The sequence below is a fragment of the Marinobacter lipolyticus SM19 genome (assembly GCF_000397065.2).
Taxonomy (GTDB): Bacteria; Pseudomonadota; Gammaproteobacteria; order Pseudomonadales; family Oleiphilaceae; genus Marinobacter; species Marinobacter lipolyticus.
The window spans coordinates 236017-259983 of record NZ_KE007326.1 but is presented as its reverse complement, the minus strand read 5'-3'; the positions used below and the strand labels follow the sequence as shown (position 1 = coordinate 259983).

Here is a 23967-nt window from a genome sequence, read left to right as displayed (position 1 = left end):
GGGGTGCCGAGATAAAAAACACAAGCGCGGATTTCAGTGAGTCGAAGCGGAACTGCTTACCAGCAAGCTGCTGAATCATCAGGGTCGCAATGACTGTCTCCAGGATGTTGACCGTTCCGAAACTCAGTGCTGCCCATAGAGGGAAGGCGGGTATATCCGCCAGGCATTCAGCAGTGAGTGCGGCCAACGCGTACAAGGGCCATTGCTTGCGAGGTGATGTCAGAAATGCCGTAAGAAGTACGGCATTGGGGGGCCACAATACTGCGATACCATCCGGCGTAATGGTTTGATGTACACCTATCCATGCCCCAGAGTAATAGAGTAAGCCGACAATAACGGCTCGAAACAGCGGGTGAGATAGGACGTTCGGTACCATAATGTGTTCCGAGCTGACAATCATCAATAAGTGCTAATAAGAACACTTTGACACGCTGCCGAGTAGTGTCTGTTGAGCGAAATCAATAGGAGCGTAAAAACCGCATGGCGGATATCTCCAGCAAAAGAATGTCAACGTTGTCGGTCCTGGGGTTCCAGTCCCTGATCGCGATTGTTGCTGTTATCGCGTTCTATTTGACAGGCGTGGAAGTTTATACGAACGAACTTCCGGTTGCTCATGTGATTTTACTTGGGGGGCTGGGGGCCCTGTTTACCTATATTGCGATGTTTTTATTGACTTCGGGTTGGACGTCCAGTTCAAGCCCGTTGCGGGATCAGATGCGATTCTTGCACAAGTTTGCCTGTAGCTACTCCTGGCCGGTGTTGGTGACCCTATCCGTACTGGCGGGCTTCGGGGAAGAGCTGCTGTTTCGGGGCGTTATTCAGGGGTGGCTTACCGAACAGTTCGGGGCCGTGTTCGCTCTTGCTGCGGCTGCCATCCTGTTCGGCCTGGTGCATGTCTTGTCATTTGCATACTTCGTCATCGCCACTCTGCTGGGTGTAGTGCTGGGGCTGGCCTACATCTGGTCAGAGAGCTTGTTGCTGACGATGGTCTGGCACGGTGCTTACGACGTGGTGGCATTGTATTGTCTGCGGCACTACCCGCATCGATTTGGTGTTGATTGATGATCTGAACTCCAGACGCCACGACTTGCTTCAAGCTGGTGCCACGCCAAACAGCCACTGATGGGCCCAGAATACGAAAACGACGTACACCACGAGGCCGCCTACGACTGCAATCGCGTCATTGGCTTTGCTCGCAGGCAGGGTGGCGATGGGGCGTTCGGACCGGCGTTTCAGGGAGATCCGGTCTGCCACTGCCCAGGCCAGGAACGAACCGAACAGCAGGAGGTCGTAGAGCATGCCGTTGGCCAGCAGGTGAGCAAGAGCCCAGAGCTTGACGGAAACGAGCATCGGATGCCCCAGTTTGGCTTTGATCTTGCCCGGAAAGTAAGTGGCAAAAAGCAGGGGGAAAACCGGTATCAGGAGCAGCATGGCCAGGTGCCTGAGCCAGCCCGGTGGCGTATACAGCACTGTGGGATCCATGCGTGCCGCGCCATATCCCCAGACAATCAGGACCAGCCCGATCAGCGAAGCCAGGGAATAAAGGCCCTTGAACGGGAGCTCGCCCAGCGAAGCATGCATTCGATCACGCAAGGGTTCATTGACGATCGACAATGAGTGAATGCCCAGAAACAGAACCAGACCAATGATCAGTGTGGTCATGTCCAGAAACTCCTTTACCGGTTAAGTGCAGTGACAGGTTGCCCAGCTATCATGAGTGAGTGAGCCCCAGGCGACGGGCCTCATCCCTGCGGCGAAGAACCAGATCCCAGATGGCGGCCCCTGTCAGCATAATGAATCCTGCGAGTTCGACCGCAATCCAATAGTCGACAAACAGCGTGAAAAAAACCAGACAGGCTCCGGCCAGAGCTGTCCATGTAGGTGCTAGCTGGTGATGTCGTCGTTTACCAACAGCGACCGCCAGTACGGTCAGTGCCGTAAATAGTCCGATACCGCCAGACCACAGTTGTATATTCAGGGTGAGCTGAACACCCAGTGTAGCCAAAAGAACGGTTGCCGCAAGCAGGCCATAGCAGGTCAGTAGTGCCAGGCCCAACGCTGAAACGCCGAGGAATCCGCGTTTCCCTAGAGCCGTCAGCCAGCGCCTCGGATGGCTTCTGCGCATCCATTGCCGCAGCCGACCGGGGGCCCTGGAACCCCTGCGCGCGGCAATTTCGACAGATCGGGCGCCGAAGCTCTGTGCCACCTCACGGGTCTGGCGACTAGGGCTGTGAGCGAAATAGTCGATGGATCTGACGATCCTGATATCTTCAAAACCAGCGTCCTCCAGCATAGCCAGCAGGTTTTCCTCTACGGTCGCGCCGACAACGCATTCAACCCATAGCCTGGGATCGGAATCGCAGTCCACCGTAACAGGGCGATCAATGACCACGTCAGCCAGTTGTAGCCGGCCGCCGGGTTTCAGGATGCGGAACATCTCCGTGACAGCCCGCCGTTTGTCGGGGACCAGGTTTAGGGCACCGTTGCTGGTGATGCTGTCGATACTGGCGCTGGCAAAGGGTAGGTGCTCGGCGTTTGCCTGGATAACGTCTATGGTGGTTCCTTCTTCGTCGGCCCGTTGTCTCAGCTTGCGAGTCATGGCTGAGGTCAGATCCAGTGAAATGACACGACCATTAGGACCCGTCAGGCTGTGTGCCAGGAAACTATCGTTGCCTGCGCCGGCGCCAAGATCCAGAGTGGTGTCGCCGGGCCTGATGGCGTTGCCGTTGAAGGGGTAGCCAACCCCTGCAAATGAGGCTGCGATATCTTCTGGCAGCTGTTCAATCTGGTCTACGGGGTAGTCCAGGGCATTGAGGGCCTCATATCCCACAGGAAAATGGAACCTGGATTGTGGGGCCTCGGCCACCCGGGTGTACATATCTTGAACGGCGGAGGTGATCTGTTCCCGTGAGAATCCAAGGATAGCGACCATGGTTTGTTCTCCTGGCGAGAGGCATCAAGAATTGTTCAGCAGCGATGCCACCCGGCGTTTTAAACGGTCCGGCGCCTTTTCAGTACCACTTGCTGCGACCTTGTCTCTCAGACGTCTTTCAAACTCTTTGCGGCTGAAACAGTCATGGCAACGGCGAAGGTGCCGATCGATTTCCGTTTGGGTTGCGGGATCCAGTTCACGGTCCAGATATTCGAACAAGCGCTCTATGACTTCCTCGCAGGCAATGATGTCTTTGCTCATGCTTCACCTCCGGTGCCAGTACCCGTCTCACAGGATCCATCTGTTGTCAGCCCTGCGTCCTGGCCTTGTTGCCATAAGTCACGTTGAAGCTGATTGCGGGCCCGGTAAAGTCGGGAGCGAACCGTGCCTAATGGAATGCCGATAAGGTCTGCTGTTTCCTGATAGCTGTAACCCTCAATCTCTACCAGGACCATGACGATCCGAAACTCGTCGGGTAACTGGTCCATTGCCTTTCGGATGTCTTGGCTCAGGATCTGATTCAGAAAGGATTGTTCGGGGGTTCCCCACCACAGCAGAAATGGTTGGTGAAGTTTTTCGAACAGTGAAAAGCCACCCGCGTTACCGATGTCTTCTAGTGCAATCTCTTTTTCCTGCCGACACTGGCGCCGTCGCCATTGGTTGATAAATGTGTGGTTCAGTATCCGGAACAGCCAACTTTCAAAACAGGTGTTGTCCGTTAGCTGGTCAAGCTTTTTCCAGGCGGTAGTCACGGTTTCGGCCACAATGTCTTCCGCATCGTCCGGATTGCGTGACAGGCGCAAAGCCGTTTCGTAGAGGCGATCCATCAAATGGTGGATTTCCTGTTCAAACATCGCCTGACGAGTGGCCCGGGGGCGGGTTGATGTTTCTGTCTGCGTTGTCGTAACCATGACGGTCTCCCTTCGGAGATGTCACAGGGACGTGTTGGAGTGAGGAAAAGTTCCCGTAAAGCCCGTTTCAATCCCGGGAACAAATTACCAGCCCGATGCGTCCTTGTGGCCAGCCGGGAGATGCCCCGGTTGGTAACCCTTACATGGAGGATAGATGCGATGGCTGCCAATTCAACGATTACTGTAACAGCCCTGGTGCTTTGTGTGGGCGTGAGCGCCGCTGTGATAGCGGGAACGCCTTATAAGGGAGAAGGCCACATGATGATGGTACCGGACGAGATTGAATGGGCCCCGGTGGGTTCCATGGAACCGGGCGCCCAGATTGCTGTTCTGGAAGGTGACCTCGGGAGTGAGGAGCCTTTTACCATCAGGTTGAAACTGCCCGCTAACTACGTGGTTGCGCCTCACAATCATCCGGCCTATGAACGAGTCACAGTATTGTCCGGGACTCTTTACTTTGCCCATGGTGAGGAATTTGACCGTGCCAATGTCAAAGCTTTGCCTGAAGGCAGTCTGGCGATCCTGTCGCCAGGGGATCCGATGTATGGCTATACCGATGAGGAGGTTACTATCCAGGTACACGGAACAGGTCCGTGGGGTATTGATTACCTGAATCCCGAAGACGATCCCCGTCAATGATGAACGACAACATCAGAGCGGGGAGGGCATAGCGGCTATCGATTGAGCGGGCTGGCGGACTGAATGGCCGTGGTCAGGCGGTCCATAACACCGCCGCCATGGCGCCAGAAATGCCAGTAGAGCCGCACTTCCAGGGATTGGCTGGGTGCGATGTTGACCAGCTGTCCGGTGTCCAGTTCCTGTTGTACTTGGGCCTGGGGGATCATGCCGTACCCCATCCCCGCAAGGGCCAGCTTCACGAAGCCCTCCGAAGATGGGCAAAGATGGTGAGGAACCGGGCCGTGGTAGCCGCATTGGGCGAGAAACCGGTGCTGAAGCTGATCGTTGGGACCGAACACAATGGCCGGGGCGGATTCAAAGTTGTCAGCGTTAAAGCCGCTGGAGAAATACCGCTGAACGTATGCTGGTGTCGCCAGTGGCAGGTAGGTCATTGTGCCAACTGGCACGCACCGGGCACCGGCGATCGGTTGCGGGCTGCTGCACAGGCAGGCGGCGACATCGCCTTCGCGCATGCGGCGCAAACCAATGTCCTGGTCTTCAATCACCATATCCAGAAGCAGCGCTTCCTCCGCACAGAATTCTCCAATAGCGGTCGCCCACCAGGTAGCGAGGCTGTCCGCGTTCAGGGCAATGCGGAGTCTGGCCGTTGGCTCCGAAAGTGCCGGAATGGAACCGGCCAGGTCCCGTTCCAGAAGCTGCACCTGCTGCACATGGTTCAGCAGCCTTTGTCCCGCCGGCGTGGCTTTGATGATCGGGCTGCGGATCAGAACCGGTTGTCCCAACCGAATTTCGAGTGTACGCAGGCGCTGGGAGACCGCCGATTGGCTGAGACCCAGGGCCACGCCGGCCCGTTCAAATCCACCGCACTCGATAACTGTTGCGAGGGCTTCCAATAATTTGTAATCAATCATAAGAAAAACTGATGCAACATTATGAATATGAATTTTCAGTATAGCGGTAAGCCGGTAATCTTGCGCCATTGGATGAGGAGATCTAAACGTGCTGGAGAGTTACCTGACCGGTTTGATTGTGTGTGGCGGCATCATCGTTGCCATCGGTGCCCAGAATGCCTATGTGCTGAGCCAGGCGATCCGTAGAGAGCACCATTGGTGGTCGGCCGGCCTGTGCATGGCGGCGGATGTCACCCTGTTTACCCTGGGTATGTTTGGTGTCAGTGCCGCGCTGATGGCGATGCCCCAGGCTCTGGAAATCCTCCGCTGGCTCGGGGTTGTGTTCCTTGGCTGGCTGGCGGTACAGGCATTTGTTCGTGCCGGTCGGGGCCGGGTGGCACTGGAAGCTGGAGAGGTAACGAAGCGAAGCCTGAAGGGGGTGCTGTTCACCACGCTTGCGGTGACTCTGCTGAACCCCCAGGTCTATCTCGATACCCTGCTACTGATACCGGCGGTAGGGGCACAGCAGGAGGACACTACCACCTTTGTCGCTGGTGCCAGCAGTGCATCAATTCTCTGGTTCGGCTTGCTGGCCTGGAGTGGGTCTGCGCTCGCACCGATTCTTTCGCGACCGGTGGCCTGGCGTCTGATCGATGGCGTCATAGGTCTGATGATGGCTGGTATTGCAGCGCATCTTGCCATTAATGGTGGTCTGTAGAATTCAAAGGGTGGATCAGAAGCGGATAGCCAATCCGGCACCCGCTTCGACCTGCAGATACCCGCTGCTTTCAAACCGGACGTTGCAGCCACCGGAGCAGAACCCCGAGCCGCCACTGTCGAGCACGGTGTAGATTCCGCGTAAATCCAGTCGCAGCAGGACGTGTTCCGTGACCGGGAATTTGTATCCGCCGCCCAGCGTCAGCGATGCGCGATGGTGGGTGTCGAGGTTGGAGTGTTTGGGGGCGAGCCGGGTAACGCCTGCGACGCCCGAGACAAAACCGCCAGTGGTCTTGCCGCCGGGGAAATACAGTCCGCCGAACTGCAGCTGATACAGGGTGATATCCACCCGGTCGCGGGGTGGCGACAAGAGTCCTTGTGGGATGTCGGCCGTGGTTTCCTGCCGCCCCATATACAGTTCCAGCTGCTTGCCTGGTTCCTGCAGATCGATGTTCACCAACAAACCCTGACTTACGGTGTCATCCAGTCTCACCCGGCTTTCCGACTCGTCGGTGTCGTCTCTGGTGTCGAACTCCCCACCCATGCGGAAGCCCACAAATGGCGTGAGCTCCACTTGCGCTACGGCCGGTATGGCCAGCGGAAGGAGGGCCAGGTAACAGCACAGGGATCGGGTGAGTATCATGGGACTCGTTGCTCCGGTGTCAGTCAAAGCGGCGAGCCTGGGTAAAACGGCCCTTCCAGTAATAGCCGTTCATGGACGACTGGGTTACGCCGATTGAGGTGGAGGCATGGATGAATCGGTCGTCCCCCATGTAAATGCCGGCGTGTTGCTCCTTGCCGCGAATGCGGAAAAAGACGAGATCGCCAGGCTGTATATTCCCTGGATGTATTGCATCTCCACTGGCCAGCATCTGTGAGGTGGTTCTGGGGAGTTGTTTTCCCAATCCCTCCTGATAGGCGGTAAGGATAAAGCCGGAACAATCGAAGCCATTGGAGGAGGTGCCGCCATACCGATAGGGGGTGCCCTGGTAGCGCTCGAACACCTGCCAGAGCTTTTGTGCTTTCCCGGGTTCCTGTGCCGCAGCCGTCGGTGAGGAAGGGGGCACATCAGCCATGCCCTCGGGCAAACTCTGATGGCTGGCACACCCGCCCAAGGCCAGGGCTGATATGACCAGGATAGAGATGTATCGGAACCATTCATGCATATTGAAACCCAGGCTGTCTGTTCTGTGCTTCAACTGTATTATTCCTTCCATCGGATGTCAGGTTACGGTTTGGAGTGCTTTGCCTGATCAGTGGGTGGATTTACCGCCTGGCGCGGAGATAGCCTCCTGAGTCGGGCTCTTGTTCAGGATCCGGTCGGCATCCAGTGAGGCTATGGGCACGCGGGTGTCCTTTGGAACATCACCGGCTAGCTGTAGCTCCAGGTAGCGCATTGCGCATACCCGCAGGAACGACGTGAAATTCCCCAGATCATGCCCGGCATCGATGGACTCGTGGTAAAGCCTGGTGATCATCTGGGGCAGGTTCATGCCATCGCGCTCGGCCAGCTCGGCAAGGACATGCCAGAAGGCATTCTCCATGCGAACACTGGTTACCATCCCGTCGATACGAAGGGAGTGGGTCTCGCTGACCCAAAGTTCAGGGTCGGCGTTGATGAAGAGCTTGCACATGGTGCTCTCCTGGTCCTGTGCCAGGGGCCGGAAATCCGGCCCCTGTTGGCTTAGTTGTCCAGCAGTTTGAAAAACTGTGCCAGCCAGGCTGGGTGGGCTGGCCAGGCAGGGGCTGTTACCAGATTAGCATCGGTGATCGCCTGATCAACCTCAATGCTGGAAAAGCGGCCGCCTGCCAATTCCACTTCCGGTTGGCAGGCTGGATAGGCCGAGCACTCGCGGCCCTTCAAGACACCGGCCGCAGCTAGCAGTTGCGCGCCGTGGCAGATGGCTGCAACCGGCTTTTCCGTGTCGAAAAAGTGGCGTACCAGACTCTTCACATCGTCGTTCAACCGCAAATATTCCGGAGCGCGGCCACCGGGAACCACCAAGGCGTCGTAATCCGCCGGATTGATTCCCTCGAAATCGGCATTCAGGGCAAAACGGTGGCCGGGTTTCTCGGTGTAGGTCTGGTCGCCCTCGAAATCGTGGATAGCGGTGGCAACAGTATCGCCGGCTTTCTTGTCCGGGCAAACGGCGTGAACCGTGTGACCAACCGCCTGCAGCGCCTGGAAAGGCACCATGGTTTCGTAGTCCTCGGTGAAGTCACCGGTAATCATCAGAATCTTTTTCCCGCTCATGGCTGTCTCCTTGTGATTGTCCTGCCAGGTCAGGAAACAGTATCAGCGGCGCTCTGCAAGCGGGTATTAGCGGGATACTACAGGCCCATATCCGTTGCGGTTTGTTGGTCCTGCCTGTATTGGCAGACTATGCTTGGAGTAGTACCGGTAATTTTCGAGGGTGCGTTACTGACAGGTCACTGAAGGAGGCGGACGTTGCAGATTGCCTATCGGGCCCAGGATATCACCGAGGCGCATATTGTGGCCGGCTTGCTTGCAGCCAACGGAATCGAAGCTTACGTTGGTGGCCACTATTTGCAGGGGGCTATGGGGGAAATCGGAGCGGCCGGTTTCAGCAACGTCCATGTGGAAGACGAAGACCTTTACCGCGCCCGGCAACTGATCGCCGAATACGAATCGACAAATCACGAATACGCAGCGACCGAGGATGATGACGACCGCCCGGACTTTTACGCACGCTGGTTTCTTCTGGTAGTAGCCGTTGTTGGATTATTGCTGTTCAATTTTTATTAGATGTGTCCGAAAGCGAGGCATTCATGCACCGGTTGTTTTTCGGATTGGACCTCCCGGCTGACATCAAACAGCGTTTGTTGGGAGTGTATGCCCCGATATACGGCGCCAAATGGCAAAGCCTGGAGCAGCTGCATATTACCTTGCTGTTTCTGGGAAAGGTGGAGCCAGACCGGATTTCAGCCCTATGTGATGCGGCCAGAGACCTCCCGGTGGAAGCGTTTGAGCTTGATGTCAGCGGTCTCGGCTGCTTTGGCCAGGCGCGGAGCCCGAGAAACCTCTGGGCGGGCGTTCAGCCGCCGGATCCCGTTGCGGCACTTCACTGGGCCCTCCGATCCCGAATGGCAGGGCTCGGGTTTGCGCCCGAAAGGCGGTCGTTTCGTCCTCATGTCACCTTGGCAAGATTCAAAAAACAGCGCGGCTCGGTAGAGGGGTTGCTGGATGACCATGGCGAATCGGTTTTCGGGCATTTTGCCGTATCCGATGTCGTTCTGTTTGAAAGTAACCAGGGGCGGGGAGGTTCCGTATACACCGTGATTGAGCGCTTTCCGTTGCCGGATCCGCACTGATCGATTTCCCTTGACGGAATGGCCTTTGGCCACCAAAGATGAAGGCAAATCAACGCCTTTTCCGAGGTGTCTATGTGCCCGCCGTTTTCCGATCGTGACCTGCGTTTGTTTGTTCGTAACGCCACCTTGGCCGATATTCCCGGCATCATCGAGCTCAGCCGCCGTGTCTATGAAGGCACTGGCATGTACGGCTATACCAAGGGGCCGCTGACCGGGCAGATCAATACCTTCCCTGATGGTCAGTTCGTCGCCATGCTGGGCGACACCATTGTGGGATATTGTGCGACGTTCCGCATTACCGAAGAGATTGCTCTGGCAGCTCACGACTGGACCTCAATCACCGGCAACGGGTACGCCTCACGACATGATCCGGAGGGTGACTGGCTCTATGGCATGGAAGTGTGTGTGGATCCTGACTGCCGTGGTTACCGGATTGGCGAGCGGCTGTACAACGAACGCAAACAGTTATGCCAGGCGCTGAACCTGCGGGGTGTGGTGTTTGCCGGTCGCCTTCCCAGCCTGCGACAGCGTATGAAAAAGTTCGGCAATGTTGAGGCCTATGTTGAAGCCATCAAGAGCAAGGAGCAAAAGGACCCGGTGCTGTCATTTCAACTCCACCAGGGTTTCGAGGTGCACGGTATTATTCCCCATTACCTGGACGCGGACCATGACTCCATGGGGTACGGGATTCACCTGGTCTGGCGTAACCCGAAAGTACCCCGGAACGGTCAAAATGAACGACCCAGGCGGTATGGCCAACGCATGCGGGATACCGTGCGCATCGGCACGGTTCAGTACCAGCAGCGGCCCGTAGCTTCCTTTGATGAATTCAGCGAGATTGTCCGTTACTTCGTGGATGTTGTATCCACCTATAAGGGCGACTTTGTTGTGTTTCCGGAACTTTTCACTCTGCAGCTACTTTCGATTGAAGCCCGTAAGGGGAGCCCGGCTGAAACCTTTGCAGCGGTCACTCACTATGCAGAGCGTTATCGGGACCTGATGCGGGACCTGGCCCTGCGTTACAATATCAATATCGTGGCCGGTTCCACGCCGGTGCGTGAAGACGACGGCACCATCCGCAACATGGCTCATGTGTTTCTACGGGATGGCCAGGCCTTCACCCAACCCAAGATTCACCCGACCCCGAACGAGGCCTACTGGTGGAATGTGCAGGGCGGCAATCGGGTCAGTGCCATCGAGACCGATTGCGGCATTATTGGTGTACTGATCTGCTACGACGCGGAATTCCCGGAATTGACCCGCCACCTGGTAGATCAGGGCGTCCAGATTATCTTTGTGCCTTTCTGCACGGATGAACGGCAGAGTTATCTGCGGGTCCGGTATTGTTGTCAGGCCAGGGCAGTGGAGAATCAGGTGTACGTTGTGATGTCTGGCAATGTCGGTAACCTGCCGAATGTACCAAATATGGAAATCCAGTACGGCCAGAGCTGCATCCTGACCCCCTGTGATTTTCCGTTTGCCCGAGATGGTATCGCTGCTGACACCGAACCAAACGTTGAAACAGTGGCCTTTGCGGATCTCCGGCCGGAGGTGCTGATCACCGCTCGTAACAGTGGTACCGTAAAAAACCTTCAGGATCGCCGGCACGACCTCTATAGCGTGACCTGGCGAGGCGAATAGCCGGAATCGCCTGGCGACAGCCCTAATTAAAAGGAGCGTTGTTTTGCCACTTGATGGCTCCATGCCATGGAAGCGATGGACCCACCTTGCAGTCCTGGCGATGTTTGCCCTGACAGCGCAGCCTGTGGTCGCCGCTGGCTGGTCGCTGATGGTGCAGCAGGGTCGGATCGGCCTGACGTTGCCGGATATTCATTCCGGAGGCTCGGTTGTGACCGGAATTCGTGCCGATGTGGTCACCGCCGTCGATGCAGACAACCGCGTTGCTACCGTCCAGTTCAAGACCGGATCCCGGTTGCAGGCAGCGTCGATTGTTCAGAGTGGAGCTGAATCGCCCTTCCAGATGGAGGATGTCCGGGTAGACCTGCGGGATGTCACCCTGACCGTGGACCTCAATGGCACGGCCCCGTTGCCAGAGCGAAGCTCCGTGGCTGGCCCTGTGGTTATAACGGTTGGCGCAGTGCAACACCCTGCGCTGATAGGGCAGGGCTGGCGGTTTGAGGGGGTCGTGAATGGCCCCCTGACAGACCTGCGGGTCGAAGGTCAGGTTCGCTCCGACTCCGGCCTGGTTGCTGACCTGACGCTGAGAAACGTACCGGGCGAATTTCTCGCCGCCCGTGCCATCACACAGGTTGAAGGGGCAAGCGGCAGTAAAGTCATGGCCGGAACCCTCTCCGACTGGCCCCCGCTCCTGGAGCTGGATACGGGGCAGGTACGGGCCGAGGCGTCGCTCCGTGTGGAACCAGACGCTCCATTGGCACTTCATGGCCAGCTGGATTTCGACGGTGTTGGCGGGGTCATGAATCGTACCGCGATATCCGATCTGAACGGACGGTTGTTGATTGATCTGGAGCAGGGTTTACTGACGGCTGGTTTTCGCGATGTGACTATCGGTCAGCTCAACTCCGGCATTGGCATCGGCCCCGTTCATATTCTGGCTGGCTACACGGCTCCGAAGTCTGATCTCTTTGGTGGCTTGCTGGATATCCAGCAAGCCACTGCCGGCTTTCTGGGTGGTCGTCTGAGAGTGGCGCCCGGTGCCATTGATCTCTCCAGGAAGCCCTGGCGGCTGCCAGTTGATGTCTATGACGTCTCACTGGCGCGCCTGCTGCAGGTCTACCCAACGGAAGGCCTTGCAGGCACCGGCGTGCTTAGTGGCCGTATTCCGGTTCAGATCAGTGACGCCGGTATCGAGGTGGCGCAGGGTCAGCTTGCCGCCATTTCCCCGGGAGGTTTGCTGAAGCTCCCCGCGAATCGGCTCCGTGCCATGCTGGGCAGCAGTCAGGCGATGAGTCTGGTGGTGGAAGCTTTGCAAAACTTTCACTATTCGGTATTGGAGAGCACGATAGACTACGATGAAAAGGGCAAGCTGGTACTCGATGTAAGACTGGAAGGGGAGAACCCTGAAGTCAGGGGTGGGCAACCGGTGGTACTCAATATCAGTCTGGAAGAGGACATTCCCGCCCTGTTAACCAGCTTACAGTTGAGTGGCAGGGTGAATGAAGTCGTGACCGAACGCGTTCGGGAACGACTGCAACAATCCGGGGAGGAGACAGTGCCATGACGAATGTATTGCGGTCGTACCGGTCGCTTGCGGTGAGAGCATTGATGATACTGATGCTGCCGCTGGCGTTGTATGCCTGTACACCAACGGTGCAGATGGCCGCACCCAAAGAACCGATTACGGTGAACCTGAACGTCAAGATCCAGCATGAAATTTACGTCAAGGTAGACAAGGAAGTGGATGAACTGTTCAGTGAACAGGGGCTGTTCTGAGCGAAGCCTGACATTGCAAGGGGTTGAATATGAAACGACTGATACAACTGGGTGCGTTCATTCTGGCGATCGCGATGAGTGTGCCGGCGTTCTCCATGGGGCTGGATGAAGCCAAGCAGAAGCTGGAATCCGTCAAGCAACAGGGCCTGGTGGGGGAGACGCCGACAGGCTACCTTGACGTGGTCCGTGCCGACGGGCAGGCCCGCGAGGTCGTGGAAGCCATCAACAGTGCCCGCAGGGATGAGTACACCCGCATTGCGGAAAAACACAACATTCCGGTAACGCAGGTAGAAACGGTGGCCGGAAAGAAGGCAATCGAGAAAACGCCCTCTGGTCAGTTCGTGCTGATTGAAGGGCAGTGGGTGCAAAAATAGAACCGTGACGTTTCTGTCTGGGGTTCGGAGCTGGCGTTGTCGCTACAGTGAGAGAGGCGACGTCACATTGAACCAGTAATCTTCCATGACCTGGACAATCTGGATTAAGCCTTCAAACCGCAGAGGCATATGAATAACCGATGCGGCTCCAAGCCGGTAGAGTTCCGGGGTATTGGGCGAAGTACTTTGTCGGTAGAAAACGATAACGGGAATGGCCTTTATCGTTGGTGTCTGTTTGACGCGGGCCAGAACATCAGCGCTGGACCACTTGCCGTCGTGCTGGGCGATCATGAGCAGGTTGGGCAATGAGGTGTCGAGTGCTTCAAACAGCTGATCCGGGTTCTCGAAAATCAGCAGTTCGTGCCCCAATGAGTTGACTTGCAAGGCGTCGGTCAGCTCCTCCCGCTCTCCTTCGGCGGAAGCCAGGAGTGCGATTCTGAACCGTTTTTTACGGGGTGATGATTCCATTCGTCCATCATTCCCTGGGTTGGCGGACATGTTCATTGACTGTCGTTCTCCCCCGCTGATGGTGATGGGACTGGTTGCTCCCGCTCCATACCGTTGTGGTTTTGCGCGAACAGCAAGGCCTGTTCCGCTGGCATCGGCTTTGCGATCAAGTAGCCTTGCCCCATACTGCATTTGATAGCAGTGAGAGCCTGAAGCTGCTTATCCGTTTCAATTCCCTCCGCAATGACCTGCATACCCAGTGATTCAGCCATGGTGACAATGGCCCGGCAAATCGCCGGCTCCGCCAGAGAATCCATGCCCTCTACAGAGACAAAACTTTTGTCGATTTTTAGATAATCCGAGGGGAAATGCTTCAGGTATTTCAGCGAAGAATACCCCGTGCCGAAGTCGTCAATCGAGATCCTCGCGCCGGTTGATCTTATCTGTTCCAGTTCTTCCAGGGCGTTATCATCCTCAGAATAGATATCCACCAGGGTTTCTTCGGTCAATTCTATTTCAAGCAGGTGTGCTGGTATTCCCTCTTCATCCAGAATGGCCTTAAGAGATGCGCCGAAGTTGCCGGACTTGAGTTGGAGCGGGGATACATTGATGGCAATCGGGTAATGAGAGATTCCCTGCGCTTCCCAGGCTTTCAGCAGCTTGCACGCCTGATAAATGACCCATTCACCCAGAGGGATGATCAGCCCGGTTTTTTCCGCAACCGGGATAAATTCGGTCGGTGAAATAAAACGTTTGACGCCCCCTTCATCCTCGAGCCAGCGGAGCAGGGCTTCAAAACCGATAATCTTCTGATCGCAGAGGTTCCATTTGGGCTGCAGGTAGAGCTCGCATTCGTTGTGCTCCAGTGCCCGGCGCAACCCCTTCTCAAGTCTGATACTTTTTTCCAGCTGGGTTTGTAACCTGGCGGTGAAACACTGTAACCGGTTGATCCCGTGGCGCTTGGCTTCGTAGAGCGCAATATCTGCCTTTTGCATCAGCTTGATGGGGGTTTTTCCGTTCTCTGGATACAGGGCGATGCCGATGCTGGCCGATATATTCAGTTCGTGGCCGCGGATCGCGGTTGGTGGGGCAATCGCTTCGAGCAGTTTGTTAGCCACCAGCACAGCGTCTTCATAGGCATGAATTTCGTCGACCAGGATCGTGAATTCATCTCCACCAATTCTGGCGGCGAAATCGGAATTGCGGATGACTTTGCGTATGCGATCTGCAATCAGGGTAAGCAGCAGGTCGCCGGTTGGGTGCCCCAGGGAGTCGTTAATTTCCTTGAAACGGTCAAGATCCAGGAAAAGCACGGCCAGCTTGCCTTTCTTTCGCTCAGCTCGCGCTAATGACGCTTCCAGCATCTCTTCAAACAGCAAGCGGTTGCCAAGTCCGGTCAATGGGTCACGTTTGGCCAGTCGTTCCAGATTGATCTCCGCACGTTTGTGCTCCACCGCATGATGAATGGTGCGCTCAAGCAGCGACGTGGACAGTTCATTTTTGGGAATGAAATCGGCAGCCCCGAGGTTGATCACTTCATCGTCAATTCGGCCTGAATCTGCACCGGTCAGTACGACAACCGGCTGCGGTATGTGTAATAGTGATGCTTCCTTCAGAAAGTCGATGGCCGTGTCGGCACCCAGAAAATAATCCAGCAGGAAAATGTCATGGCTTGCTTCGGTAAGAAACTGCTGTGCTTGCTGAAAGCTTTTTACGTGCGTGAGCTTGAAACGAAATCGCTGAGACGCCTGAAGAAGACTTTCCAGAATGATGAAGTCGGCGTTGTCGTCTTCGATGACGACAACGTTGAACTCATTGTTCGTTGACATCGGGTAACTCCACGATGGAACACCAATAGCTGTTGAAGATTTTTATCTGACCGACCAGTTTTTCAAAATCGACCGGCTTCGATATAAAGGAACTGGCGCCCAGGTCATAGCTTCTGAAAACCTCTTCTTCCCGATTGGAAGTGGTCAGGACGATGATCGGTATATGTTTTAATTCCGGATTGTTTTTGATTTCGATCAAACAATCTCGACCGTCCTTTTTGGGCATGTTCAGATCAAGCAGAATCAGGTCCGGAAAAGGGTGTTCTTCCGCATTATAAGGAGGCACCCGATGCAAATAGTTCAGGAGCTCCTCTCCATTCTCCACAAAATACAGGGGATTAATGGATTTGCTTTCCAGGAAGGCTTCCTGGGTCAGCATGCGATCCAGAGGGTCGTCGTCGGCCATTAAAATCGTGATTGGTCTCATGCGGAAAATGTCCCCCGGTGATTGATGGGCAGATCGATCTGGAACGTTGAACCTTCCCCAATCTTGCTCGTGGCCGTTATCTGGCCACCATGTCGCTCAATGACTTTTTTGCAGATGGCCAGGCCCATACCGGTTCCCTCATACTCATCTCGTCCATGGAGACGTTTGAATACCTCGAAGATCTGGTTGCTGTACTGCGGGTCAAATCCTATGCCGTTATCTGAAACGGTTAACCGATAGGTGTCCTTGGAGATCGGAGCCCCGGTAATTCGGATAACCGGCGGCGTATCAGGTGACCGGTATTTGAGGGCATTACTCATCAGATTCTGAATCACCTGTCTGAGCTGGGATTGATTTCCCTGCACCGAACCCTCGATATCTTTCTCGATGTGGGCACCACACTCTTCAATTCGAAGTTGCAGGTCCCGTTCGGCTTCAGCTGTGAGCTCTGCAAACGAGACATCTTCGTAATCACGGCTCTGTGTCGTAACCCGGCTGTAGGCCAGAAGGCTATTGATCAGGGCTTCCATGCGCTCTGCGGCGTCACGAATGTAATAGACGAATTGCTGCCCTTTTTCGTCGAAGCTTCCGTAGCGTCCCGAGGACAGAAGTTGCGTAAAGGACATAAGTTTTCTCAAGGGCTCCCTGAGATCGTGTGAAGCGATGAAAGCAAACTGCTCGAGGTCTTCGTTTGATCGCTCAAGCGCGAGGGATTTGGCTTTCTCTTTCTCTTCTGCCTTTCGACGGTATGCAATTTCCATTTCAAGTTGTTTCTTTGCTTCCAATAATTCCTTTACATGCTCCTGTAACTCATTTCGAGCTGACCGGAGATTGCTTTCAGACGCTTTGCGCAGGTTGATCTCGGTCTGTAGATCGCTATTGGCTTTCTGAAGTTCCATAGGTCTGGGCAGGGCGAGCGCCTTGGGAATCAGTGGCCAGATCAGTGCCGCGGTCAGGATGGATACAATGGCGGTAACAGCCTTGACTGCACCGGAGAGGTAATAATCGCCATGCCATATGTTCCATACGGACAGAAGGTGAGTGGTGCCACAGGCAAAGATGAACAGGGCAAACAGGACGAACATCCACTGATATTCCAGATCCTTGCGTTTGAGCACCAGTACGTAGAGGGCAACGGGGATTGTGAAATAGGCTACCGCAATGAGGATGTCAGATACAGAATGCAGAAGAACGAGGTCCGGGCGCCACAAGTAGCAGTGACCGTGCCCCATAAAAGTTACGTCAAACCACTCACTCAGACCATTGGCGGGATCAGTCACAGGTGGCTCCTTTTTGTTGTATCCGCTTTTGCAACGCCGCCCAAGTTGAAGCTTGATATACGGCAAGGTGCTTTAAGTTAGATCATACCTCTATAGTCTAGTACTGGTTACCGATTTCATCCTTGCGCCGTGTCAGCGCTTGACGCTGCGCTGTCTTGGTTTGCCAGGTTTTTGCTTTTTCCCGGATCCGGTAGACTTCTTATCGCCGTGTTTGTGCGGCTTGTTTGGTTTCCCCGGGATTTTTCCTATGTGTTTTCGTGGGTTGTTCTGACGGGGCTTGGGTGCTGTTTTTTTTGGTGGTGGTGCTTCCGAGGACGAACCCCGGATCGCATCAAACAGTTCCGCCAGTTCTTTTGGGGTCAGATCCCGCCACTGTCCCACCGCAAGCCCTTTCAGGCTGACGTTCATGATGCGGATACGTTCAAGTTTGGTGACTTCGTAGCCGAAGTGCTCGCACATCCGGCGAATCTGCCGGTTCAACCCCTGAATCAGGGTGATGCGAAAGACAAAGCGGGACTCCTGATTCACCTTGCACTGCCTGGTCACGGTACCGAGTATGGGAACGCCGCCGGCCATGCCCTGGATGAATTCCCTGGTAATTGGTTTGTCGACCGTGACCAGGTATTCCTTTTCGTGATTGTTGCCGGCCCGGAGGATCTTGTTGACCAGATCCCCATTGCTGGTCATGAAGATCAGGCCCTGGGAATCCTTGTCCAGTCGGCCGATAGGAAAGATCCGTTCGCTGTGGCCAACGAACCTCTGGATGTTGTGTTTTTCAGCGCTGTCGGTGGTACTGACGATCCCGACCGGTTTGTTCAGGGCGATAAAAACCAGGTCTTCTTCCGACCGCGGCTGAATGATCTGTCCGTTCACCTTGACCGTATCACCAGGCAATACCTGGTCACCGACAGTTGCTGGTTTGCCATTTATGCGGACATTGCCCTGCTCAATATAACGGTCAGCCTCGCGGCGCGAACACAGGCCACTTTCACTGATGAATTTATTCAGGCGGGTACTGTTGCCGGAGGTCATGGAGGTCCTGTGATGTATGAGCTTGCGTTCAACGTTCAGATATTGCGGAGAATGATAGCAGGGTCTCTGTGCGGCGTCAGTGGAGGGCTGGTCGACCGTTTATGTTATATAAGGTCAAATCTTTTATGTTTGCGAGGTATTTTGCAGTGATGCATGTATTATTATGAACGATAAGTCATTATTCCCTTAGGGTGCCCCACCATTATGCCCGGCAAAGAATGCGTCAACTTGCTCGTCACAACTTCTCAGGGTTTGTTGCCATTTATTGAATCCTTGCCAGATGCCGTCGTTATTGCCAATGCAGACCATAAGATCGTTCTGGTCAACTCCCGTGCTGGCGAGATGTTTGGCTACCCTGTAGATGCTCTGGAAGGGGCTGACCTGAAAATGCTGATCCCGGTGCACCTGCAGGATGGGCACAAAAGGAATGTGAAAGGTTATTTCCGCGGCCCTCATGCCCGCCCAATGGGGGCCGGAGGACGCTTCTCGGGATTGCGCGCCGATGGCACCGAGGTGCCGGTAGATATCATGATCAACTCGATCATGCTGGATGGCGTCCGAGTGGCCATGGCCCTGGTCCGGGACGTTACCTACCAGCGTGAGCTGGAAGATCGGCTAACCCTGGAGTCCCTGACCGACGAAATGACTGGCTTCTATAACAGGAAGCACTTCAAAGCCCAGCTCAGGGCTCAGTTCTCGGCATATACCCGTTCCGGCCTCCCGGCTTCAGTCGTGATGTACGATTTCGACAGGTTCAAAGTCATCAATGATCAGTATGGTCATGCGGCCGGAGATCGGGTGCTGGTTGATGCCGCGAAACTGATTCATGAGGAACTGCGGCCTATGGATGTGGCGTGCCGAGTGGGCGGTGAAGAATTTGCGATCATCCTGCCGAATACAAACCTGCAGGATGCGGTGACATTTGCCGAACGAATTCGCAAACGCATAGAACAAGTGGAGTTCAGGCTCGATGGCATAACCTTCCACTCCACCATAACCGTAGGCGTAGCCTCATTCACACCAGCAGACACCTCCTACGATTCGCTGATGCGGCGGGCCGACAACGCTCTCTATGCTGGCAAAGCCGCTGGACGAAATTGTGTTATCTCGCAGGATTCTTTAACGTAAGGCTCATTTGGATGGCCAGGCGGGACATTAGAGCCATCAAACCTTGAGCTGAGCTATGCTGAAAATTTCCAATTCCGTTGAACTGGCTGACTGGGAAATCGAGATCACACAGATTCGTGCCCAGGGCGCCGGCGGCCAGAATGTAAACAAGGTGGCATCGGCGGTACACCTCCGTTTTGATATCCTCCACTCCACTTTGCCACCGTTCTATAAAGAGCGTCTGATGGCCTTGTCCGATCAGCGTATCAGTAAAGACGGCATTGTGGTGATCAAGGCACAGTCATACCGTACCCTGGAGCTTAACAAAGAAGACGCGCTGGAGCGTCTGAAGGAGCTGATCCAGGAAGCAGTGAAGCAGCAGAAAGCCCGGCGCCCCACGCGGCCCACGAAGTCTTCTCAACGCCGCCGTGTTGACAGTAAAACCCGGAAAGGAAAAACCAAGGCACTCAGGGGTAAAGTCAATCTCTGACGCCTGGTATTCTGACCTGTAAAGGATGCTCTGTTCATGCCCGACCTTCGGCTCGAAGACCTGTCCATTGGCTCTCTGGAGAACGTATCCATAACCGTGCCGGCTGGCGAGATAGTGTGTCTGTCCGGTCGGTCCGGCAGCGGTAAAAGCCGCTTACTGAGAGCGGTGGCGGATCTGGATGCCCATGGCGGTTTCGCCTGGTTGGGTGATACCAGGCAGAGCGCTGTTCCGGGCCACCAATGGCGACACCTCGTGATTATGGTGCCCGCAGAAAGTCAGTGGTGGGCTGAGCGGGTGGGCGACCATTTTCCCGTTGTCGACAGTGTGAACGGACATCATGCTCTAACGGTTGCGGATCTGGGCTTTGATCAAGACGTGATGGGCTGGTCCGTGAGTCGTTTATCGTCCGGCGAGAAGCAGCGTTTGGCGCTGCTGCGGGCAATGGCCATGAACCCGTCAGCATTGCTTCTGGACGAACCAACGGCGAACCTGGATGCTGATTCGGTGGCCTTGACGGAACACTGGTTAAAGCAGGAAATTATGCAGCGCCAGTTACCAGTGCTCTGGGTTGCCCATGACCGGGAGCAGATACGGCGGGTTGCCAGTCGTCACTTCACTATTCGCGGTCATGGGCTGGAGGCCTGTTGATGGGTGTTATTGACCTGGAGTGGTGGAAGCTGGCGCTGGCTGCCGGAATGATCATGCTGTTGGCGGTCTTCACCTTCCTCGGTCGCCTGGGCGTAACCAGAAGCCTGTTGATCGCCAGCCTTCGCACCGGTGTTCAGCTGGCGTTGATTGGTCTGGTGCTGGAAGCTCTGTTTGCGTCTTCCGGTTTGCACTGGATTGCTCTCATGGCTCTGGTGATGTTGCTGGTAGCTGGCAGGGAGGTCATGGCGAGGCAACAGCACCGGCTGACCGGTGGCTGGGCATTTGGTATTGGCACTGGGGCCATGTTCCTGTCCTCCTTTGCAGTGACGATATTGACCCTGACCGTGGTGATCGGGCCGAACCCATGGTACGCCCCCCAATACGCGATTCCGCTTCTGGGAATGATGCTGGGCAACACCATGACCGGTGTTGCCCTGAGTCTGGATCGTTTAACCGAAGCGGTCTGGCGCCAGCGTGCTGTCATTGAGAACCGCCTGATGCTTGGGCAGCCCTGGCAACAGGCGGTGGGGGATATCCGCCGGGATGCCATGCGCAGCGGGATGATGCCCTCGATCAATGCGATGGCGGCGGCCGGCATTGTCAGTCTACCGGGTATGATGACGGGGCAAATCCTGGCCGGGAGCCCACCAGCGGTGGCCGTTAAATACCAGATTCTGGTGATGCTCACTATTACCGTTGGCACCGGATTTGGCACACTGATGGCGGTGGCATGGGGTAGCCGCCGTCTGTTTGATGATCGGGAACGCCTACGCCTCGATCGCCTGTCGGGATAATCTGACGCCGCATTTCGCTTCGGCCTGGCGGGTGTTATAGTATAACAATAATCCGCAGAACATCCGCTACGAGTTGCTCCATGAAGACACCGATTCCCACCAATCTGATCCTCGGCTTTCTTGGGGTGGGTAAGACCACTGCCATACTCGATTTGCTGAAAAACCGGCCGGAAGGGGAAGTCTGGGCCGTTCTGGTTAATGAATTTGGTGAGGTCGGTATTGATGGCGCCTTGCTTGAGACCGAAGGGGCGTTTGTCCGCGAAGTTCCCGGTGGCTGTATGTGCTGTGTGGCCGGATTGCCTATGCAGATTGGTCTCAATCAACTTATCCACAAAGCCAAACCGGACCGCCTGCTGATTGAGCCGACCGGCCTGGGGCATCCGTCACAGATCATCGACACCCTGACCAGCGAACACTATCAGGATGTCCTTGCCCTTGGCCCGGTGATTGGCCTGGTGGACCCTCGCCGCCTGGAGGAGCCCCGGGTGGTTGAGAACGTACAGTTCCGCGATCAGGTGGCGGCAGCCGATATCCTGGTGGCTAACAAGATCGACACTTGTTCACCTGAACAGTTGGCTGCTTTCGATCGTTGGGCAGCGGAGCTTGAACCTTCCAAGCAGGCAATTTGTCACACCAGTTTCGGGCGTCTGGCGCCGGAATGGCTTGACGGCAACACCGACCTGCGGGAAGTGACGGATCCCCGGGCTCACCACCATCACGATCACCAACCAAAACCTGACCCGGCCGTGTCGATTACTGATGAGCCCTGGCAGCGAGTAAGCAATAAGGGGCAGGGCTATTTCAGTGTCGGCTGGCGCATTCATCCGGACCTGATACTGGATGAGAATGGTCTTCTGGCACTGGCCCTGGATGATCGGCTGTCGCGCTGCAAGGCCGTTGTTCACTGCACCAATGGCTGGCGTGCGGTGAATATGGCAGACGGCGCTCTTTCGGTGGTCGAAACCGAGGCCCGGGAGATGTCACGGATCGAAATGATAGCCTCTCAGTCGCTGGATGCGGAAGCGCTTGATCATCAGCTCAGGGCGTTGAGTGCATGACCTGCCCTGTGTGCGAATCTGGAGAACTGCAGTCTTTTCAACGGGTGAAGGACACCGTCTATTCTCGTTGTCCGGTATGCGAAGCAACGGTGATGGATCCTGCTCACTGGCTGACGCCGGAGCAGGAGCGCGAGATCTACGATTTGCACGATAATCATCCGGATGATCCCGGATACCGGCGATTCCTGTCCAAGCTGACGGTGCCATTACTGGAGCGGCTGCCTGAAGGCGCCCACGGACTGGATTTCGGCTGCGGACCGGGGCCGGCGCTGGCACGGATGATGGAAGCCGCAGGCATGAGCGTCAGTCTCTATGATCCGTTCTTTCATCCTGAGCCAACAGCACTGGATCAGTGCTATGACTTTGTCACCTGCACGGAAGTGGTGGAGCATTTGCACCGCCCTCATGAGGTGTTTCTCGAACTGAATCGCCTGCTGAAGCCTGGTGGCTTGCTGGGAGTGATGACCTGTTTTCAGAACGACGACAGCAAATTCGCCAACTGGCACTATCGCCGCGATCCCACCCATGTGGTGTTTTATCGAGAAGCGACCATGGCCTGGTTGGCAGACAGCCTGGAGTGGACCATGGAGGTGCCGGTCAAGGACGTAGTCCTGTTCCGCAAGCCCTGAAGAGTTACTGGTTGACGGGCTTGGGGCAGCGGATCACAGGGCAGCTGTTGTTGTCCGAAGGGGAAGTTTTCTGGGCTTGGTCTGAGGGGGCATCAAAACGTCCCGGCGCCAGTGTTGCGGCGCAAGAGGCAGCCTCCCTGGCCTGGGAAGGGCAATCGGCCCGGTCGAGCGCCTGGGACAGGTTGTACCAGCCGGGGGCGACTTCGGGAAACCGTTCGGTCATCCGTTGGTAATGCTCAACGGCCGTTGTCCAATCGGCTTGCGAGTATGAAATATTACCTTGCCCCATCGGGGCGGCAGGCTGGTCAGGCCATTGTGCCTCTGCTGTTCTGTAGGCCGTCATGGCGGCAAAGGTGCGGCCGGTGGTCTCCAGGTCATTGGCGGCCATCAGGTAATTCAGTGGCTTCGCGGTGGCAGGCAATTGATCCGGCTTCATCACAACCGCGGACCAGCGTTCGGCCCGGCTCCAGGTTTTATTGAAGACGGTCAGGTTTTGCTCATGGCGTTCGCGGGTATCGGTGTGGAGTATGATGTGACGCTCTTCCGGATCGAAGCCGATTACGACGGCAAAATGCCATTGTGGCCACCAGTTGAATCCCAGGTTTTGCATCACCAGAACCGGATTCCCGGCAGCGACCTCCGAGAGCAGGTTTTCCAGCGTTCCATCCAGTTCGTAGACTAACATGCCATGGCTTCTGGCCCCCGCTACCAGTTCGACGCGTAAGCTTCCCTTCGCCCCGGGTAGATAAACCAGCTCTTTCAGTATTTCCGGGTTAGTCTCAACACCGCGGGCATTCAGCATCATCGCGAGGGAGGCGGGGCCACACTGGTATCGCTCCTGCGGGTAAAAGGGAACGGAGCGGAGGAGTGTTCGTTTATGAATAGTCGCAGTGCTGCCGGCGGCTGTTTGTTCTGGCCATTTCGGGCTGCTGGCGCAGCCTGCCAGAAGCATGACCAGCGTCAGGCTGATCAAAAATCCGGACAGGCTGCGGAGGCGGTAAATAATCACTGGATTT

The 23967-nt window shown here is 55.8% G+C and carries 31 protein-coding genes; 15 read left to right on the top strand and 16 right to left on the bottom strand.

The features are described 5' to 3' along the window. Nucleotides 1-376 (bottom strand): MASE1 domain-containing protein (locus MARLIPOL_RS18675; protein WP_012138704.1); only part of this gene is annotated, 376 nt, incomplete at its 3' end. A gap of 104 nt (nt 377-480) precedes the next feature. Here MARLIPOL_RS18675 and MARLIPOL_RS13275 point away from each other — a divergent pair. Next, nucleotides 481-1062 (top strand): CPBP family intramembrane glutamic endopeptidase, encoded by a 582-nt coding sequence (locus tag MARLIPOL_RS13275; protein WP_012138703.1) that lies wholly within the window; start codon nt 481-483, stop codon nt 1060-1062. Between the two features lie 30 nt (nt 1063-1092). Here MARLIPOL_RS13275 and MARLIPOL_RS13270 read toward each other — a convergent pair whose 3' ends face one another. The 4 genes from MARLIPOL_RS13270 to MARLIPOL_RS13255 are packed head-to-tail and all read right to left on the bottom strand — an operon-like array spanning nt 1093 to nt 3843. Next, a complete protein-coding gene (locus tag MARLIPOL_RS13270) occupies nt 1093-1662 on the bottom strand; it encodes an NnrU family protein (RefSeq protein ID WP_012138702.1) in 570 nt (189 codons plus the stop codon). A gap of 49 nt (nt 1663-1711) precedes the next feature. After that, nucleotides 1712-2932, bottom strand: coding sequence for a methyltransferase domain-containing protein (locus MARLIPOL_RS13265; RefSeq protein ID WP_012138701.1), 1221 nt, complete (start codon nt 2930-2932; stop codon nt 1712-1714). Nucleotides 2933-2956: 24 nt separating this feature from the next. Beyond that, complete coding sequence (locus tag MARLIPOL_RS13260) at nt 2957-3193, bottom strand: anti-sigma factor family protein (protein WP_012138700.1); 237 nt, start codon at nt 3191-3193, stop codon at nt 2957-2959. Continuing rightward, on the bottom strand, nt 3190-3843 hold the full coding sequence (locus tag MARLIPOL_RS13255; RefSeq protein ID WP_012138699.1) for a sigma-70 family RNA polymerase sigma factor: 654 nt from the start codon (nt 3841-3843) through the stop codon (nt 3190-3192). Before MARLIPOL_RS13255 ends, MARLIPOL_RS13260 begins: the two co-directional genes overlap by 4 nt. Nucleotides 3844-4002: 159 nt before the next feature. On the opposite strand from MARLIPOL_RS13255, the gene MARLIPOL_RS13250 reads away from it, so the two are divergent. Beyond that, nucleotides 4003-4482: a cupin domain-containing protein gene (locus tag MARLIPOL_RS13250; RefSeq protein WP_036191664.1), complete on the top strand. Its 480-nt coding sequence runs from the start codon at nt 4003-4005 to the stop codon at nt 4480-4482. A gap of 35 nt (nt 4483-4517) precedes the next feature. Here MARLIPOL_RS13250 and MARLIPOL_RS13245 read toward each other — a convergent pair whose 3' ends face one another. Continuing rightward, nucleotides 4518-5393 carry a LysR family transcriptional regulator ArgP gene (locus tag MARLIPOL_RS13245; RefSeq protein WP_036191826.1) on the bottom strand — a complete coding sequence of 292 codons (876 nt, stop codon included), beginning with the start codon at nt 5391-5393 and terminating at the stop codon, nt 4518-4520. Nucleotides 5394-5481: 88 nt separating this feature from the next. Between MARLIPOL_RS13245 and MARLIPOL_RS13240 the strand changes: the two genes are divergently transcribed. Continuing rightward, nucleotides 5482-6090, top strand: a complete 609-nt coding sequence (locus MARLIPOL_RS13240) for a LysE/ArgO family amino acid transporter (protein WP_012138695.1) — start codon at nt 5482-5484, stop codon at nt 6088-6090. A gap of 15 nt (nt 6091-6105) precedes the next feature. Here the strand turns inward: MARLIPOL_RS13240 and MARLIPOL_RS13235 are convergent, their stop codons facing one another. Genes MARLIPOL_RS13235 through MARLIPOL_RS13220 form a run of 4 tightly spaced genes read right to left on the bottom strand, consistent with a single transcriptional unit; the run spans nt 6106 to nt 8343 of the window. Next, complete coding sequence (locus MARLIPOL_RS13235; RefSeq protein WP_012138694.1) at nt 6106-6732, bottom strand: hypothetical protein; 627 nt, start codon at nt 6730-6732, stop codon at nt 6106-6108. A gap of 19 nt (nt 6733-6751) precedes the next feature. Continuing rightward, entirely contained in the window at nt 6752-7288 is a 537-nt protein-coding gene (locus tag MARLIPOL_RS13230) for a C40 family peptidase (RefSeq protein ID WP_012138693.1), read from the bottom strand. 54 nt (nt 7289-7342) lie between these two features. Further along, a complete protein-coding gene (locus MARLIPOL_RS13225) occupies nt 7343-7723 on the bottom strand; it encodes a ribbon-helix-helix domain-containing protein (protein ID WP_012138692.1) in 381 nt (126 codons plus the stop codon). A 50-nt stretch (nt 7724-7773) separates the two neighbouring features. Beyond that, a complete protein-coding gene (locus MARLIPOL_RS13220) occupies nt 7774-8343 on the bottom strand; it encodes a DJ-1/PfpI family protein (protein ID WP_012138690.1) in 570 nt (189 codons plus the stop codon). Nucleotides 8344-8538: 195 nt separating this feature from the next. On the opposite strand from MARLIPOL_RS13220, the gene MARLIPOL_RS13215 reads away from it, so the two are divergent. The 6 genes from MARLIPOL_RS13215 (at nt 8539) to MARLIPOL_RS13190 (ending at nt 13210) form a co-directional block, all read left to right on the top strand. Next, nucleotides 8539-8856, top strand: a complete 318-nt coding sequence (locus MARLIPOL_RS13215) for a putative signal transducing protein (RefSeq protein ID WP_012138689.1) — start codon at nt 8539-8541, stop codon at nt 8854-8856. A gap of 23 nt (nt 8857-8879) precedes the next feature. Then, on the top strand, nt 8880-9422 hold the full coding sequence (thpR, locus tag MARLIPOL_RS13210) for an RNA 2',3'-cyclic phosphodiesterase (protein WP_012138688.1): 543 nt from the start codon (nt 8880-8882) through the stop codon (nt 9420-9422). 72 nt (nt 9423-9494) lie between these two features. Further along, complete coding sequence (locus MARLIPOL_RS13205; RefSeq protein ID WP_012138687.1) at nt 9495-11063, top strand: bifunctional GNAT family N-acetyltransferase/carbon-nitrogen hydrolase family protein; 1569 nt, start codon at nt 9495-9497, stop codon at nt 11061-11063. Between the two features lie 43 nt (nt 11064-11106). After that, nucleotides 11107-12624, top strand: a complete 1518-nt coding sequence (locus MARLIPOL_RS13200) for a YdbH domain-containing protein (RefSeq protein ID WP_012138686.1) — start codon at nt 11107-11109, stop codon at nt 12622-12624. Next, entirely contained in the window at nt 12621-12836 is a 216-nt protein-coding gene (locus MARLIPOL_RS13195; protein ID WP_012138685.1) for a YnbE family lipoprotein, read from the top strand. The genes MARLIPOL_RS13200 and MARLIPOL_RS13195 overlap by 4 nt, the downstream gene beginning before the upstream one ends. 29 nt (nt 12837-12865) lie before the next feature. Further along, nucleotides 12866-13210 (top strand): YdbL family protein, encoded by a 345-nt coding sequence (locus tag MARLIPOL_RS13190; RefSeq protein WP_012138683.1) that lies wholly within the window; start codon nt 12866-12868, stop codon nt 13208-13210. Nucleotides 13211-13252: 42 nt separating this feature from the next. Here MARLIPOL_RS13190 and MARLIPOL_RS13185 read toward each other — a convergent pair whose 3' ends face one another. From MARLIPOL_RS13185 to rluF, 5 genes are all read right to left on the bottom strand, one after another. Continuing rightward, nucleotides 13253-13678, bottom strand: coding sequence for a response regulator (locus MARLIPOL_RS13185; RefSeq protein WP_055688137.1), 426 nt, complete (start codon nt 13676-13678; stop codon nt 13253-13255). Between the two features lie 32 nt (nt 13679-13710). Then, the gene (locus MARLIPOL_RS13180) at nt 13711-15486 is read right to left on the bottom strand and encodes an EAL domain-containing response regulator (RefSeq protein ID WP_012138681.1); all 1776 of its coding nucleotides are present in this window, start codon (nt 15484-15486) and stop codon (nt 13711-13713) included. Beyond that, nucleotides 15470-15913 carry a response regulator gene (locus MARLIPOL_RS13175; protein ID WP_082446185.1) on the bottom strand — a complete coding sequence of 148 codons (444 nt, stop codon included), beginning with the start codon at nt 15911-15913 and terminating at the stop codon, nt 15470-15472. The genes MARLIPOL_RS13180 and MARLIPOL_RS13175 overlap by 17 nt, the downstream gene beginning before the upstream one ends. Beyond that, a complete protein-coding gene (locus MARLIPOL_RS13170) occupies nt 15910-17193 on the bottom strand; it encodes a sensor histidine kinase (RefSeq protein ID WP_012138678.1) in 1284 nt (427 codons plus the stop codon). The genes MARLIPOL_RS13175 and MARLIPOL_RS13170 overlap by 4 nt, the downstream gene beginning before the upstream one ends. A gap of 132 nt (nt 17194-17325) precedes the next feature. Then, nucleotides 17326-18225, bottom strand: coding sequence for a 23S rRNA pseudouridine(2604) synthase RluF (gene rluF / locus MARLIPOL_RS13165; RefSeq protein WP_012138677.1), 900 nt, complete (start codon nt 18223-18225; stop codon nt 17326-17328). 228 nt (nt 18226-18453) lie between these two features. On the opposite strand from rluF, the gene MARLIPOL_RS13160 reads away from it, so the two are divergent. The 6 genes from MARLIPOL_RS13160 to MARLIPOL_RS13135 all read left to right on the top strand — a co-directional run bounded on the left by MARLIPOL_RS13160 (nt 18454) and on the right by MARLIPOL_RS13135 (nt 22951). After that, nucleotides 18454-19353, top strand: coding sequence for a sensor domain-containing diguanylate cyclase (locus MARLIPOL_RS13160; RefSeq protein WP_186008491.1), 900 nt, complete (start codon nt 18454-18456; stop codon nt 19351-19353). 55 nt (nt 19354-19408) lie between these two features. Beyond that, complete coding sequence (gene arfB / locus MARLIPOL_RS13155; protein ID WP_012138674.1) at nt 19409-19822, top strand: alternative ribosome rescue aminoacyl-tRNA hydrolase ArfB; 414 nt, start codon at nt 19409-19411, stop codon at nt 19820-19822. Nucleotides 19823-19858: 36 nt separating this feature from the next. Continuing rightward, complete coding sequence (locus tag MARLIPOL_RS13150; protein ID WP_012138672.1) at nt 19859-20470, top strand: ABC transporter ATP-binding protein; 612 nt, start codon at nt 19859-19861, stop codon at nt 20468-20470. Then, nucleotides 20470-21264: an ABC transporter permease gene (locus MARLIPOL_RS13145; protein ID WP_012138671.1), complete on the top strand. Its 795-nt coding sequence runs from the start codon at nt 20470-20472 to the stop codon at nt 21262-21264. Before MARLIPOL_RS13150 ends, MARLIPOL_RS13145 begins: the two co-directional genes overlap by 1 nt. An 80-nt stretch (nt 21265-21344) precedes the next feature. Beyond that, nucleotides 21345-22322 carry a CobW family GTP-binding protein gene (locus tag MARLIPOL_RS13140; RefSeq protein WP_012138669.1) on the top strand — a complete coding sequence of 326 codons (978 nt, stop codon included), beginning with the start codon at nt 21345-21347 and terminating at the stop codon, nt 22320-22322. Beyond that, nucleotides 22319-22951 (top strand): class I SAM-dependent methyltransferase, encoded by a 633-nt coding sequence (locus MARLIPOL_RS13135; protein ID WP_012138668.1) that lies wholly within the window; start codon nt 22319-22321, stop codon nt 22949-22951. Before MARLIPOL_RS13140 ends, MARLIPOL_RS13135 begins: the two co-directional genes overlap by 4 nt. 4 nt (nt 22952-22955) lie before the next feature. Here the strand turns inward: MARLIPOL_RS13135 and MARLIPOL_RS13130 are convergent, their stop codons facing one another. Next, nucleotides 22956-23960, bottom strand: a complete 1005-nt coding sequence (locus tag MARLIPOL_RS13130; protein WP_012138667.1) for a PA2778 family cysteine peptidase — start codon at nt 23958-23960, stop codon at nt 22956-22958. Between the last annotated feature and the right edge of the window lie 7 nt (nt 23961-23967).